Origin of the sequence: Streptomyces collinus (assembly GCF_031348265.1) — a bacterium.
Classification (GTDB): domain Bacteria; phylum Actinomycetota; class Actinomycetes; order Streptomycetales; family Streptomycetaceae; genus Streptomyces; species Streptomyces collinus.
The window spans coordinates 6176044-6190467 of sequence record NZ_CP133771.1; the positions used below are offsets into that span (position 1 = coordinate 6176044).

15 protein-coding genes are annotated in these 14424 nt (G+C 72.3%); 11 read left to right on the forward strand and 4 right to left on the reverse strand.

The annotated features are described in order from the left end of the window. Nucleotides 1-19 precede the first annotated feature (19 nt). Complete coding sequence (locus RFN52_RS28265; protein WP_184850233.1) at nt 20-658, reverse strand: TetR family transcriptional regulator; 639 nt, start codon at nt 656-658, stop codon at nt 20-22. Between the two features lie 116 nt (nt 659-774). On the opposite strand from RFN52_RS28265, the gene RFN52_RS28270 reads away from it, so the two are divergent. The 4 genes from RFN52_RS28270 (at nt 775) to RFN52_RS28285 (ending at nt 3013) form a co-directional block, all read left to right on the forward strand. After that, entirely contained in the window at nt 775-939 is a 165-nt protein-coding gene (locus tag RFN52_RS28270; protein WP_184850235.1) for a hypothetical protein, read from the forward strand. 44 nt (nt 940-983) lie between these two features. After that, nucleotides 984-1250: a DUF4190 domain-containing protein gene (locus RFN52_RS28275; protein ID WP_184850237.1), complete on the forward strand. Its 267-nt coding sequence runs from the start codon at nt 984-986 to the stop codon at nt 1248-1250. A gap of 140 nt (nt 1251-1390) precedes the next feature. Continuing rightward, the gene (locus RFN52_RS28280; protein WP_184850239.1) at nt 1391-2560 is read left to right on the forward strand and encodes a cysteine desulfurase family protein; all 1170 of its coding nucleotides are present in this window, start codon (nt 1391-1393) and stop codon (nt 2558-2560) included. Nucleotides 2561-2638: 78 nt separating this feature from the next. After that, entirely contained in the window at nt 2639-3013 is a 375-nt protein-coding gene (locus tag RFN52_RS28285; protein ID WP_184850240.1) for a DUF1304 domain-containing protein, read from the forward strand. Nucleotides 3014-3076: 63 nt separating this feature from the next. Here the strand turns inward: RFN52_RS28285 and RFN52_RS28290 are convergent, their stop codons facing one another. Next, nucleotides 3077-3742, reverse strand: a complete 666-nt coding sequence (locus RFN52_RS28290) for an N-acetylmuramoyl-L-alanine amidase (protein ID WP_184850242.1) — start codon at nt 3740-3742, stop codon at nt 3077-3079. Nucleotides 3743-3802: 60 nt separating this feature from the next. Between RFN52_RS28290 and mnmA the strand changes: the two genes are divergently transcribed. Beyond that, nucleotides 3803-4933, forward strand: coding sequence for a tRNA 2-thiouridine(34) synthase MnmA (mnmA, locus tag RFN52_RS28295; protein ID WP_184850244.1), 1131 nt, complete (start codon nt 3803-3805; stop codon nt 4931-4933). A gap of 104 nt (nt 4934-5037) precedes the next feature. Here the strand turns inward: mnmA and RFN52_RS28300 are convergent, their stop codons facing one another. Further along, nucleotides 5038-5820, reverse strand: coding sequence for an alpha/beta fold hydrolase (locus RFN52_RS28300; protein ID WP_184850246.1), 783 nt, complete (start codon nt 5818-5820; stop codon nt 5038-5040). A gap of 61 nt (nt 5821-5881) precedes the next feature. Next, the gene (locus tag RFN52_RS28305) at nt 5882-6205 is read right to left on the reverse strand and encodes a DUF427 domain-containing protein (protein WP_184850248.1); all 324 of its coding nucleotides are present in this window, start codon (nt 6203-6205) and stop codon (nt 5882-5884) included. 80 nt (nt 6206-6285) lie between these two features. Between RFN52_RS28305 and RFN52_RS28310 the strand changes: the two genes are divergently transcribed. The 6 genes from RFN52_RS28310 to RFN52_RS28335 all read left to right on the forward strand — a co-directional run bounded on the left by RFN52_RS28310 (nt 6286) and on the right by RFN52_RS28335 (nt 14198). Continuing rightward, complete coding sequence (locus RFN52_RS28310; RefSeq protein ID WP_184850250.1) at nt 6286-7092, forward strand: class I SAM-dependent methyltransferase; 807 nt, start codon at nt 6286-6288, stop codon at nt 7090-7092. Next, a complete protein-coding gene (locus RFN52_RS28315) occupies nt 7089-7628 on the forward strand; it encodes an LOG family protein (protein WP_107459433.1) in 540 nt (179 codons plus the stop codon). The genes RFN52_RS28310 and RFN52_RS28315 overlap by 4 nt, the downstream gene beginning before the upstream one ends. Nucleotides 7629-7702: 74 nt before the next feature. After that, complete coding sequence (locus tag RFN52_RS28320) at nt 7703-8401, forward strand: SDR family oxidoreductase (protein ID WP_184850252.1); 699 nt, start codon at nt 7703-7705, stop codon at nt 8399-8401. A gap of 31 nt (nt 8402-8432) precedes the next feature. Then, nucleotides 8433-9440: a methionine synthase gene (locus tag RFN52_RS28325; protein ID WP_184850254.1), complete on the forward strand. Its 1008-nt coding sequence runs from the start codon at nt 8433-8435 to the stop codon at nt 9438-9440. 15 nt (nt 9441-9455) lie between these two features. Further along, on the forward strand, nt 9456-11651 hold the full coding sequence (gene ligA / locus RFN52_RS28330) for an NAD-dependent DNA ligase LigA (RefSeq protein WP_184850256.1): 2196 nt from the start codon (nt 9456-9458) through the stop codon (nt 11649-11651). A 258-nt stretch (nt 11652-11909) separates the two neighbouring features. Beyond that, nucleotides 11910-14198, forward strand: coding sequence for a putative bifunctional diguanylate cyclase/phosphodiesterase (locus tag RFN52_RS28335; protein WP_184850258.1), 2289 nt, complete (start codon nt 11910-11912; stop codon nt 14196-14198). Nucleotides 14199-14424 lie beyond the last annotated feature (226 nt).

Genomic DNA, 14424 nt, shown 5'->3' on the forward strand with positions numbered 1-14424 from the left:
CGTGCGCCGCGCGAGAGGGTCAGTCCAGCCAGTGCTGCCGGCCGAGGCCGATCAGCCGCATCTGGCGGGTCGCCAGCTGTGTGACGTGCCGGGTCCGGTCCGCGCGCTCCTCCTCCGGTCCCTCCAGGGCCTCCAGGAGCAGCGACGCCGTGCTCAGCATCTGATCGACGTAGAGGTGCGCGAGCATCAGCAGGTCGTCCTCGCTCCAGCCGCGCGACACCGGGTCCTTGGCCAGCTCGGCCTTGACCTCCTGGGCGAAGCGGGCCAGTTGGTCCCGTATCGCCTCCCGGACCGGCTGGACTCCGCCATGTCGTTCCCGGGCGATGAACCGGACATGGGCGGGGTACCCGTCGACGTGACGGGCGATCAGGTCGATGGCGCGCGCGACGCGTTCCTCGGGGTCGCCCGTCGTGGACACCGTCGTCCGGATCATCGGGTGCAGGCTGCCCAGCGCCTCCTCGACCAGGGCCACGCCCAGATCCGCGGTGGAGCGGAAGTGGCGGTAGAAGGCGGTCGGGGCGACGCCGACGGCGCGGGTGACCTCCCGCAGTCCCAGGCTGCTCAGGCTCTGCTCCTCCAGTAGCGCCAGGGCCGCGTCCAGGAGTGCCTGCCGGGTCTTCTGCTTCTGGGCCTGCCGGATGCCGAGGGTGTGACTCATACCATGCAGTTAACAACTGTTCTCTGGAATTGGAAAGTCATGAGAAGCGCTAGACTGGGAAGTCAGTGAACAACTGTAACCACAATCGTTCACCGAAACCCTGGGGGCTGTTTCCCATGCTGTTCATCGTCGCCGCACTCCTGCTGCTGGGTGTCGTCCTGGGCACCGTGGCCCACGCGCCGCTCACCTTCTCCGTGGCCGCAGGCGCCGTCATCGCCGTCTGGCTCGGCGTCTTCGCGGTCCGCGAGCGCGGCCGCCGGCGTCACACGCAGGCCCACTGACACCGTCCGCCGCCCCTCCGAACCGAATTCGGGAGTCGATCATCATGCAGCTCACCGCTCCGGCCTCGCGCCGCACCGGTGTCCGTGACACCGACGGCATGGCCGTCGCGTCCTTCATCCTCGGCCTGCTCGGCCTGCTCGTGCTCAACCTCTTCCTCGGCCCGATCGCCATCGTGCTGGCGAGCGTCGCCCTGTGGCGCGGCACCGAACGCCGCGGCCGCGCCCTCCTGGGCCTGGGCCTGGGCGTCGCCGACCTACTGGTCCTCGCCGCCTTCATGGAGTTCGACAGCACCATCTCGTGGAGCTTCTGAGCCGCCGTCGGACAACCGTGAGCCGGTACGCCGCGGCCGGGCCCGAGGACGACGGGCCGTCGCAGCGCCGTACGGCGGTCCACGTTCGGCCAGCCTTGCTCTGAGGCCGGTCGAAGGGGAGCCGTAGAATCGGGCTCACCATGGCTTACCTCGACCACGCCGCGACCACCCCGATGCTCCCGGAGGCGGCAGAGGCGCTCACCGCGCAGCTGGGTGCCACCGGCAACGCGTCCTCCCTCCACGCATCCGGCAGGCAGGCCCGCCGCACCGTCGAGGAGGCCCGCGAGACCCTCGCCGAAGCCCTCGGCGCCCGCCCCAGCGAGGTCGTCCTCACCTCGGGCGGCACAGAGGCCGACAACCTCGCCGTCAAGGGCCTTTACTGGTCACGCCGTGACGCCGACCCGGCCCGCACCCGCGTCCTCGCCAGCCCCGTCGAGCACCACGCGGTCCTCGACGCCGTGCACTGGCTCGGCGAACACGAAGGCGCCACCGTCGAGTACCTGCCGGTCGACTCCCACGGCCGCGTCCACCCGGACGCCCTGCGCGAGGCGATCGCCCGCAACCCCGACGACGTGGCCCTCGCCACCGTCATGTGGGCGAACAACGAGATCGGGACGATCCTGCCCGTCCGTGAACTCGCCGACGTGGCAGCCGAGTTCGGAGTCCCGCTGCACTCCGACGCCGTGCAGGCCTTCGGCCAGATCCCCGTCGACTTCGCCGCCTCGGGCCTCGCCGCGATGACGGTCTCGGGCCACAAGATCGGCGGCCCCTACGGCATCGGCGCGCTGATCCTCGGCCGTGAGCACACCCCCGTACCGGTCCTGCACGGCGGCGGTCAGGAACGCCATGTGCGCTCCGGAACCCTCGACGTCCCCGCCATCGCCTCCTTCGCCGTAGCCGGGCGGCTGGCCGCCGAGCAGCGCGAGTGGTTCGCCCGCGAGATCGGCGCCCTGCGCGACTCCCTCGTCAGCGCGGTCCGTTCCGCCGTGCCGGACGCGATCCTCGGCGGCGACCCGGACCCGGAGGGGCGCCTGCCCGCCAACGCGCACTTCACCTTCCCCGGCTGCGAGGGCGACTCCCTGCTGCTCCTCCTCGACGCCCAGGGCATCGAGTGCTCCACCGGCTCCGCCTGCACCGCCGGCGTCGCCCAGCCCAGCCATGTCCTGCTCGCCACCGGCACCGACCCCGACCTGGCCCGCGGCACCCTGCGCTTCTCCCTCGGGCACACCTCCACCGAGGCCGACGTCGAGGCCCTGGCGAAGGCCATCGGCCCGGCGGTGGAACGGGCCAGGGCGGCCGGGCTGACGTAGCGCCCGGCGCGCGACGGGCGCGCGGTGTGTTCGGCGCGTGCCCTTGCCGGGGGCCGTGCCCGGGCGGACACTCCGCACGTGAACGTCGTCACGCAGGTCTTCGCTCTGCTCGCCGCCGTGATCCACATCGTGGTGGGCACCCTGGAGCGCTTCTTCTACGACCGCCCGGCGATCCGGGTCTTCCTCACCACGTCGGCGGCGGACGCGCCCGAGGTGACCTTGTGGCGGTCCGGGGTGGCCGTCTACAACATCCTGATCGGACTCGGGCTCGCCGCCGGCACGGTGGCCCTGCACACCGGGGACGAGGCCGCCGGGCGCGCTCTGGTCCTCTACCTCTGCGGGTTCCTCGTGGTGTCCGCCGCCGTCTTCGCCCTGTCGTTCCCCCGGCTGTGGCGCGGGGCCCTCGGCCAGGGGCTGGCACCGGCCGTCGCGCTCGTCGCCGCCCTGTTCTGACCGGTCAGGACGGTGTCGTGCGCGTTCTGACGGTCAAGCCGGCGTCGTGCGCGTTCTGACGGGTCAGGCCGGTGTCGTGCGCGCCCGGCGCACCAGGCGCATGTACTTGTCCCAGTCCCAGTGCGGCCCGGGGTCCGTGTGGTCCGTGCCCGGGACCTCCACGTGGCCGATGATGTGCTCGCGGTCGACGGGGATGTCGTAGCGGGCGCAGATCCGGGCCGTGAGACGGGCCGAGGCCTCGTACATCTCGTCCGTGAGGTCCTCCGGGCGGTCCACGAAGCCCTCGTGCTCGATGCCGACGCTGCGTTCGTTGTAGTCGCGGTTGCCCGCGTGGTAGGCCACGTCCAGCTCGCGGATCATCTGCGTGACATGCCCGTCCTGGCGGACGATGTAGTGCGTGGCCGCCTTGTGGCCCGGGTCCCGGAAGGCCTTCACCGCACTGTCGAAGCTGCCCTGCGTGACGTGCACGATCACCATGTCTATGCCGAAGTCGTCCGGGCGGTCCGCGCGGCGCCAGTTCGCATCCGACGCCGCCACCCAGCGTGCGCCCTTGTAGTCGACCGCGCCCGCCTCGCGCGGCTTCTCGACGCCCGGAGTGCGCCACCACAGCCTCGCCAGCTCGTCCCGGGCCAGCACGGCGGAGCCCGCCGCGGCCACCGTGCCACCGATCAGCAGCGCGCGGCGGCCGACCTTCCGGTCGCCGTCCCTCGAAGCCTTCCGCTGTCCCATGTGATCGTCAACGGATACCCGGCGGTCCTGGTTCCCGCGCCCCCTTACCCTGGAAGGGTTATGACTGAGACCCCGCAGCGCCCCCGCCCCCTCCGCGTCCTGGCCGCCATGTCCGGCGGTGTCGACTCCGCCGTCGCCGCCGCCCGCGCGGCCGAAGCGGGCCACGACGTGACCGGCGTCCACCTCGCGCTCTCCGCCAACCCCCAGTCCTTCAGGACCGGCGCGCGGGGCTGCTGCACCATCGAAGACTCACGCGACGCCCGCCGCGCCGCGGACGTTATCGGCATCCCGTTCTACGTGTGGGACCTCGCCGACCGCTTCCGCGAGGACGTCGTCGAGGATTTCGTCGCCGAGTACGAGGCCGGCCGCACCCCCAACCCCTGCCTGCGCTGCAACGAGAAGATCAAGTTCGCCGCCCTCCTCGACAAGGCGCTCGCGCTGGGCTTCGACGCGGTCTGCACGGGCCACTACGCCCAGGTGATCGTGCGCGAGGACGGCACCCGCGAACTGCACCGCGCCTCCGACATGGCCAAGGACCAGTCGTACGTCCTCGGCGTGCTGGACGACCGGCAGCTCGCCCACGCGCTGTTCCCGCTCGGCGACACCGTCACCACCAAGGACGAGATCCGCGCCGAGGCCGAGCGCAGGGGCCTGGCCGTGGCCAAGAAGCCCGACTCGCACGACATCTGCTTCATCGCCGACGGCGACACCCAGGGCTTCCTGGCGAACCGGCTCGGCAGGTCCGAGGGCGACATCGTCGACGAGTCCGGCGCCAAGCTCGGCACGCACGAGGGCGCGTACGGCTTCACCATCGGCCAGCGTAAGGGCCTGCGCATCGGCACCCCCGCCCCCGACGGCAAGCCGCGCTACGTCCTCGACATCTCGCCGGTGGACAACACCGTGACCGTCGGCCCGGCCTCCGCCCTGGACGTCAGCGCCCTCACCGCGATCAAGCCCCGCTGGTGCGGTGCCGCCCCCACCGGCCCCGGCACCTACACGGCCCAGCTGCGCGCCCACGGCGGCGAGACCGAGGTGACCGCCGAACTCGTCGACGGCTCCCTGGAGGTCACGTTCGCCGAGCCCGTCCGCGGCGTCGCCCCCGGCCAGGCGATCGTGCTGTACGACGGCACGCGCGTGGTGGGCTCGGCGACGATCTCGGCGACGACCCGGGCGACGGCGGGCGTGGCCTGAGCCCGCCGCGGCACCCGGGGGCGGGCTCCACGCGCGCGTGCCCCCGTGCCGCCCGCCTCGGCCCCGGAACCCGGCACCCCGTCACTCCAGGCCGAGGAACTCCGTCAGTCCCGGCTGAAGAACTCCGTCAGCACCGGTGCCAGCACGTTCGTCTCGACCATGTGCGTCTGTCCCTGGAGCGTGCGGTACGTGCCCTCGGGGACCGAGTCCGCGATCGCCCGGGCCGCCTCGCGCAGCCAGGAGGGGCTCGCGTCGCCCGCGACCGCCAGGACCGGGACGCCGACCGAGCCCAGCCGGGAGCGGGGGACCCGGCCGTCGCCCATCACGGCGTCGTCGTAGGCGAGACTCGGGGCCATCGCCTCCATCCCGGCCCACATGGGGGACTGGCGGGCGCCCTGGATCACCCCCTCGGCCAGACCGGTCAGCCGCAGGAACAGCTCGACCGCGTCTCCGCGCCGCCCCTCGCCGAGGGCCTCCGTCAGCCGCTCGGTGTACTGTGCACGCTCTCTGGCGCCCTCCTCGGACATCGCGAACGGCGTCTCGTAGACGGCCACTCGCCGCACCGGCAGTCCGCTCGCCGCCGCCTCCAGCGCCAGAGCGCCGCCCGAGGAGATGCCGTACAGGAGCGCCTCGCCACCCACCGCCTCGATCACCGCGGCCAGGTCCTCGACCTCACGCTCCACGGCGTACGGCGCGGTGTCCGCGCTGGCGCCGCGGCCCCGGCGGTCGTACACCACGGCCTGGAAACGCTCCGAGAGCGACACGGCTAGCGGCGCCAGGGTGCCGCCCGTCGACATGGCACCGCTCACCAGGACGACCGCCGGGCCGCGGCCGGTGCCCTCGTAGGCGATGCGGGTGCCGTCGCGCGAAAGGATCTTCTTGTCCATGCTCATGCAGACTGCCGCACGCCGCCGTGTTCATCGATGAGGCGGGCGGCGCGTCAGCCGATCAGAACAATTCCACCTCGTAGAAGCACAGGTGGTCCTTGATCTCGGCGACGTCCGGCTTGGGGTCCGGATACGCCCAGACGAGGTTCTCAGCGTCCGGCAGGGACCAGTAGGAGGCGGTGCCCTTGAACGGGCAGTACGTCTGCGCGTCGGACGCCGTCAGCAGGTCCAGCGCCACGTCCTCGGGCGGGATGTAGTACCGCTCGGGACAGCCCGTCTCGCGCAGCACCAGCGACCGGTCGCTCTCCGCCAGCACCTGCCCCCCGTGCACCACGCGCACGTGCCGGTCGCTGCGCTGGATGGTGATGCGATGCCCTGTCGTCACGATCGCCCCTCCTTGGGTAGCCGACTCCTCCCGTACAGCGCAGGCTGAAGCGGAGTTCTTCCCTCGCCGCAGGAGGCCCCATGCGCGCCAAGGAACCGGCTGCCGGAAACCGCTCCCGCCTGCTCCACCAGGTCCGGTACGCCCTGCGCCACCCGGAGCGCGTGCCCGCGCACGCCCGGCGCGCGGTGCGGGACGCCTGGCTACGGCTGCGCCACCCCGACCACATCGCGTACTACCGGGCCGTCATGGCCTCGGACGCGGCCCGCAGCACCGAGGCGGCGGTGGGGCACAACCCCTCGCGCGAGCAGTGGGCGCGGATCGGCCGCATGCAGTTCGACTACCTGGTGGGCCACGGCCTGAAGCCGCACCACCGGATGCTGGAGATCGGCTGCGGCAACCTGCGCGCCGGGCGGCTGTTCATCGACCACCTCGACACCGGGCACTACTACGGCATCGACATCTCGCCGCACATCCTGCTCGCCGCCCAGGACACCCTCGTCGTCGAGAAGCTCCAGCCCAAACTGCCCTACCTGGCGCTCGCCGGCGACCTCACCTTCGCCTTCCTGCCGGACGCCCACTTCGACGTCGTGCACGCGCACAGCGTCTTCTCGCACTCCCCGCTGCACGTCATCGAGGAGTGCTTCGCGAACGTCGGCCGGATCCTCGCGCCCGGCGGGTTCTTCGACTTCACCTTCGACCGCACCGAGGGCGAGGAGCACCAGGTCCTGCACGAGGACTTCTACTACCGGACGCGGACCCTCACCGGCCTCGCCGCGAAGCACGGCCTGGACGCCCGGTTCATGGACGACTGGGAGCGCCTGCCCCACCGGCAGTCCAAAATGCGGGTCGTCGTCGCGGCGGACCGGGCCCGTACGGTGGGTCCATGAACATCTGTGTCTTCCTGTCCGCCGCCGATCTCGACGAGCGCTACACCCGCCCCGCGCGGGAGTTCGCCAAGCTGCTGGGCAAGGGCGGTCACACGCTCGTGTGGGGCGGCTCCGACGTCGGCCTGATGAAGGTGGTCGCCGACGGGGTGCAGGAGGCGGGCGGCCGGCTGGCCGGCGTCTCCGTGCAGTTCCTCGCCGCCAAGGCCCGCCCGGGCGTCGACGAGATGGTCGTCGCGAAGGACCTCGCCGAGCGCAAGAAGCTGCTCCTGGAGAGGGCCGACGCCGTGGTGATCATGGTCGGCGGAACGGGCACGCTCGACGAGGCGACCGAGATCCTGGAGCTGAAGAAGCACGGGCACACCGACAAGCCGGTGGTCCTGCTCAACACCGCGGGCTTCTACGACGGCCTGAAGGAACAGTTCCGCCGCATGGACGCCGAGGGCTTCCTGCCCCGGCCCCTCACCGACCTGGTGTTCTTCGCAGAGGAGCCGGTGGGTGCGCTGGCCTACCTGGAGGAGAGCCGGGGCATCGAGTGAGCCGTCTGTGAGCCGTCAGTGATGCGCCGTGGCGGGAGGACCGGGGCGTCGAGTCACGCGGTGCTGATGCGAGCATGGCGGGCATGGCTACTCATGTGATCACCGGAGCCGGCTCCGGCATCGGCGCTGCCGTGGCACGCCGCCTGCACGCGCGCGGGGACGACCTCGTGCTGCACGCGCGAGACGCGGGCCGCGCGAAGGAACTGGCGGCCGAGTTCCCCGGGGCGCGGCCCCTGGTCGGCGACCTCGCCGATCCCGACCGGCTCTCCTGGGCCTTCTCCCACCAGTCGCTGCCGGACCGCGTGGACTCACTGCTGCACATCGCCGGCGTGGTCGACCTCGGCCCGGTCGGCGAGCTCACCCCGAAGGCCTGGCGCCACCAGCTCAACGTCAATCTGATCGCCCCGGCCGAGCTGACCCGCCACTTCCTGCCCCAACTGCGCGCCGCCCGCGGGCACGTGCTCTTCGTCAACTCCGGCGCAGGCCTCAACGCGCACGCCGGCTGGTCCGCGTACGCCGCCTCCAAGCACGGCCTGAAGGCCCTCGCCGACTCCCTGCGCCACGAGGAGCACGGCCACGGGGTCCGTGTCACCTCGGTGTACCCCGGCCGCACGGCCAGCCCCATGCAGGCCAAGGTCCACCAGCAGGAGGGCAAGGAGTACGACGCCTCGAAGTGGATCGACCCCGAGTCGGTCGCCACGACGATCGTGATGGCCCTGGACCTGCCGAGGGACGCGGAGGTCAACGACCTCACGGTGCGCCCGGGAGGCTGACCCCGGTGAAGGGGCTGCGTAGGCTTCTCCGGTGAGCGAAAACAGCCAGTTCAGGTTCGGCGCGGCCACCGGCGTGGGATCCATGCCGGGCGGCGACGCCCGAGAGGCCGCCAAAACCGTCACCGGCACCTTCGAGGACTTCCCCTTCCTGCCCGAACTGCCCGCCCGGGGCCCCGGCGCGGACATGATCGGACGGACCGCCGGCCTGCTCGTCGAGCTCTACGCACGCGTGGAGCCCAGCGGCTGGCGGCTCGGGGACCGGCCGGGGCGCGACACCAAACGGGCCCGCTCCTGGCTCGGCGAGGACCTCGACGCGCTGGAGGAGTTCACGCAGGAGTACGAGGGGCCGCTGAAGGTCCAGGCCGTCGGCCCCTGGACCCTCGCGGCCAACCTGGAGCTCAGGAACGGCGAGGCCGCCCTCTCCGACGCCGGCGCCTGCCGCGACCTCGCCGCCTCCCTCGCCGAGGGACTGCGCCAGCACCTGGCCGAACTGCGGCGTCGGATCCCCGGCGCGCAGCTCGTCCTCCAGCTCGACGAGCCGTCCCTCACGTCCGTCCTGCGCGGGCAGGTGAAGAGCGCCAGCGGCTACCGCACCCACCGGGCCGTCGACCGGCAGGTCGTCGAGCAGACGCTGCGCGACCTCGTCGGGGTGCACACGTCCGGCCCGGTCGTGGTCCATTCCTGCGCCCCCGACGTGCCGTTCGCCCTGCTCCGCCGGGCCGGCGCCGCCGCCGTCTCCTTCGACTTCTCCCTGCTCACCGAGCGTGACGACGAGGCGATCGGGGAGGCCGTGGAGGGCGGCACCCGGCTCTTCACCGGCGTCGTCCCGTCCGCGGAGGGCCCATTGTCAGACCCTGCCGGTAGCGTCATGGGTGTCAGGACGCTGTGGCGCAGGCTGGGGCTGTCTCCGGGGCTTCTCGCGGAGGCGGTCACGGTCACCCCGGCGTGCGGACTCGCGGGGGCCTCCCCGGGGTACGCGCGCACGGCTCTCGCGCACTGCGCCCGGGCGGCGAGATCCCTCGCGGACAACCCAGAGTAACGGGAGGACGACACGGTGGCCGGCGACAAGCAAGCGGAGACGACGACGGTGCCCGCCGAGGCGCGGGAGAAGCACGCGCGCCTCGCGGAGCAGATCGAGGAGCACCGCTTCCGCTACTACGTGAACGACGCTCCCGTCGTCAGCGACGCGGAGTTCGACCAGCTGCTGCGTTCCCTGGAGGCGCTGGAGGAGGAGTACCCGGAGCTGCGCACCCCGGACTCGCCGACCCAGAAGGTCTCCGGCTCCTACGAGACGGAGTTCACGGCCGTCGCGCACCGCGAGCGCATGCTCTCCCTCGACAACACGTTCAACGACGAGGAGATGGCCGCCTGGACGGAGCGCATCGCCAGGGAACTGGGCGAGCAGGAGTACCACTTCCTGTGCGAGCTCAAGGTCGACGGCCTCGCCGTGAACCTCACCTACGAGCACGGCCGCCTCACCCGCGCGGCCACCCGCGGCGACGGCCGCACGGGTGAGGACATCACACCCAACGTGCGCACGATCGCCGAGATCCCCGACCGCCTCAAGGGCGACTCCGTCCCCGACCTCGTGGAGATCCGCGGCGAGGTCTACTTCCCGATGGAGAAGTTCCAGGAGCTCAACGCGCGCCTCGTCGAGGCCGGCGACAAGCCCTTCGCCAACCCGCGCAACGCGGCGGCCGGTTCACTGCGCCAGAAGGACCCGCGCGTCACCGCCACCCGCCCCCTGCACATGGTGGTCCACGGCATCGGCGCCTTGGAGGGCTTCACCGGACTCACCCGCCTCTCCCAGGCCTACGACCTGCTCAAGACCTGGGGCCTGCCCACCTCCCGGCACAACAAGGTGGTCGACGGCCTGGAAGGCGTACGGGAGTTCATCGCCTACTTCGGCGAGAACCGCCACTCCGTCGAGCACGAGATCGACGGCGTGGTCGTCAAGCTCGACCAGATCCCCCTGCAGGGCCGCCTCGGCTCCACCTCGCGCGCCCCGCGCTGGGCGATCGCCTACAAGTACGCGCCGGAGGAGGTCAACACCAAGCTCGTCAACATCCGCGTGGGCGTGGGCCGCACCGGCCGCGTCACCCCGTACGCCCAGGTCGAACCGGTCACGGTCGCGGGCTCCGAGGTCGAGTTCGCCACGCTCCACAACCAGGACGTGGTCAAGGCCAAGGGCGTCCTCATCGGCGACACGGTCGTGCTGCGCAAGGCGGGTGACGTCATCCCGGAGATCCTGGGCCCCGTCGCCGACCTGCGCGACGGCACCGAGCGCGAGTTCGTCATGCCGAGCGAGTGCCCCGAGTGCGGCACGGCGCTGCGGCCGATGAAGGAGGGCGACGTCGACCTGCGCTGCCCGAACGCCCGCACCTGCCCGGCCCAGTTGCGCGAGCGCCTGTTCTACCTCGCCGGCCGCAAGGCGCTGGACATCGAGCACTTCGGCTATGTGGCGGCGGCGGCCCTCACCGCCCCGCTGGAGCCGAAGGACCCGCCGCTGGCCGACGAGGGCGACCTGTTCGACCTCACCATCGAGCAGCTGCTGCCCATCAAGGCGTACGTCCTCGACCCGGACAGCGGGCTGCCCAAGCGCGACCCGAAGACCGGCGAGGAGAAGGTCGCCACGATCTTCGCCAACCAGCAGGGCGAGCCCCGCAAGAACGCGGTCGCCATGCTGGAGAACATCGCGGCGGCCAAGGAGCGCCCCCTGGCCCGCGTCATCACCAGCCTGTCGATCCGTCACGTCGGACCCGTCGCGGCCGAGGCGCTGGCCCGCGAGTTCCGCTCGATCGAGCGCATCGACCAGGCCACGGAGGAGGAGCTGGCGGTCACCGAGGGCGTCGGAGGGACCATCGCCGCCTCCGTCAAGCAGTGGTTCGCCGAGGACTGGCACCGCGACATCATCCGCAAGTGGAAGGCCGCGGGCGTCCGCATGGAGGCCGAGAGCACCGGCGAGGACGAGGGGCCGCGCCCGCTCGAAGGCCTCACCGTCGTCGTCACCGGCACCCTCGAACACTTCACCCGGGACGGCGCCAAGGAGGCGCTGCAGAGCCGCGGAGCGAAGGTGACCGGCTCTGTTTCGAAGAAGACGTCGTTCGTCGTCGTGGGGGACAGCCCCGGATCGAAGTACGACAAGGCGATGCAGCTGAAGGTTCCGGTCCTGAACGAGGAGGGTTTCGGCGTCCTGCTGGAGCAGGGAGCGGAAGCCGCGGCCGAAGTCGCCCTTTCGGCCGAGGAGTAGCGGTTGAAGGCCACCCGTTCGGCGCATACCAGATGCATACGGGTGGCCGGGGCGCATTCGGGCAACCGTCGGCGACCGCTGCCCGTGGAAGCCTTCTGCGGCCTACTGTTGAGATGTGCGCCTGCCGTGCCCAGCTGCGGTCGGGGCATCTTCGTGCTCGCACAGAGCGCGGGGAAGGGTTTTCGGGCGCGGGCCGTTGAGGGATGTCGGGCACCGGGCCGCGGGGCGTGGGCACCGCCGGCTGTGAGAGGGACGGGAATGGAACCGACCGAGAGCGCCGTGCCGGGCTCGCGGCTGCGCCGTGTGGCGGTCGCATGGCGTGCAGTCCGTGGGGCCGTGCGGCCGGCGGGGCGTCCGGGTACGGAGGTGCGCGCCGTCGGACAGTACACCCCGGACGGGCGGGGTGACGGGGGGCGCGCCGTTGACGGCCCCGGCGCACAGCCGATCACCGAACACACGCCCCTGCCCGCCGGCGCGGACGACCCGGACGGCGAACGACACCAGTCCTGGCCCGCGCTGCCCGCGGCCGTCGTCGCGGCGGCCGGGTTCGTCCTGGGCGCCGGCTTCTACCGCGCCTTCACCGGCGGCCACGCGCTCTTCCCGTCGGGCACGGCCGGCTGGTCGCTGGCCGTGCTGACCGGCATCATCGTCGGCCACCTCGTCATGCTGGGCCGCTCCCGCTGGTGGGGCGGAACCGGCTCGGGCGCCGCCCTCACCCTCGCCGTGCTGCTGCTCTACGGCTGGGTTCCGGCCGGCATGGTCAGCCTCACCGTCGTCGTGCTCGTCGGCATAGCCCGCCGCAACCGCTGGCGCCAGGGCGTGCTGCACGGCGCCGTCGACCTCCTCGGCATCGGCGCCGGCGCGCTCGTGCTGGGCGTCTTCGGAACCGTGCCGTCCGTAGAGTCCCCGGCGGATCCCGCCGCCTGGACGCTCGCCACGGCACCTCAGGTGGCTCTGGTCGCCGTCGCCTACCTGATGGTCACCCGCGTCCTGCTCTGGTACCTGCACGCCCCGCGCCCCGGGCTGCCCACCGTGGCGCGCACCGCCCTGGTCAGACAAGGCCTCGTCGCCGTGGCGCTGCTGGGCATCGCGCCGCTGGTCTGCGTGGTCGCCGTGGCCAAGCCGATCCTGCTGCCGCTGTTCTCCATCCCCCTGATCGCCCTGGACTCCACCCTGTGGATAGCCCGGGCCCGGGCGGAGGAACAGCTGCGCGACCCGCTCACCGGGCTGCCCAACCGGCAGTGGCTGCTGGAGCGGATCTGGACCGCGCTGGACGACGCGGAGCGGATCGACGCCCGCGCCGCCCTCATGCTGATCGACCTCGACCGGTTCCGGTCGGTCAACGACACGCTCGGCCACCTCGCCGGTGACCGGCTGCTGCTGCAGATCGCCGACCGGCTGCGGGTGGCGCTGCCGCGCGGGGCGGAGGCCGCCCGGCTCGGCGGGGACGAATTCGCCGTCTTACTGCCGGTCGCCGACTCCACGACGTCCGCGACCCGGATCGCCCGCAGCCTCGTCGCCGCCCTCAGCTCCCCCCTCGACCTCGACGGCCTCACCCTCGTCCTGGAGGCCAGCGCCGGAGTCGCCGTCTTCCCCGACCACGCCCTGGACGCCGAAGGGCTGCTGCGGCGGGCGGACGTGGCGATGTACCAGGCGAAGCGGGACCGCACCGGCGTCGAGGTCTACGAGTCCAAGCGCGACTCCAACACCCCCGACCGCCTCGGCCTGCTGGGTGATCTGCGCCGCGCCCTCGACGCGCAGGAGGTCCATCTGCACTACCAGCCCAAGGTCCGCTTCGACGGGCAGGTCGCGGGCCTGGAGGCCCTGGTCCGCTGGGTGCACCCCGAGCGCGGCAAGGTGCCGCCGGACGAGTTCATAGCGATCGCCGAGTCCTCGGGCCTGATGCCCCACCTCACCGAGTACGTGCTGGAGACCGCGCTCGGCCAGGTCGCGCGCTGGCGGGAGCAGGGCCTGTTCGTCCCGGTCGCGGTGAACGTCTCCCCACGCGACGTGCACACCCCCGGCTTCGCCGGCTCCGTCGCCGCCCGGCTGGCCCGCCACGGCGTCCCGGCGGGAGCGCTCCAACTGGAGATCACCGAGCACGTCCTCCTGGAGGATCCGCAGCGCGCCGCCGACACCCTCAACCAGCTGACCGCGCACGGCGTGAAGATGTCCCTCGACGACTTCGGCACGGGCTACTCCTCGCTCGTGCACCTGCGCCGGCTGCCGGTCAGCGAGCTGAAGATCGACCGTTCGTTCGTGGCCCGGCTCGCGGTCGACACCGAGGACGCCGAGATCGTGCGCTGCACGGTCGACCTGGCCCACTCCCTCGGCCTGCTCGTCGTCGCCGAGGGCGTCGAGGACGACGAGACCTGGGAGCGCCTGCGCGACCTCCGCTGCGACGCGGTCCAGGGCTGGCTGGTCGCCGCCGCGATGCCCCCGGACGAGACCACGGCCTGGCTCCGCGCCCGGGGCTCCCGGGGCTGGCAGCGCCCCCGGGCCGCCCTTCCGGCGGCGGCCACGGACGACTCGGGCCGGATCGGCTAGGTTCTGCCCCGGCCGGGCACCGCCTGGGCCCGGTGATCCGTCGTGCTCCGCGCCGCTGCGTTCACGTGTGTTCACGCGCGCGGGGCCCTCATCCCGAGGACCGCGCTCCCGTGAGCCCCCTGCACGCTTCACAAGCGCCCGGCTGCTCGACGTGCGGCAGGCGATCGTCGACGCCTCCGGGATCGGCGCGGCGATAGGCCTCGTCTTCTTCCTCACGTCGCCGCTG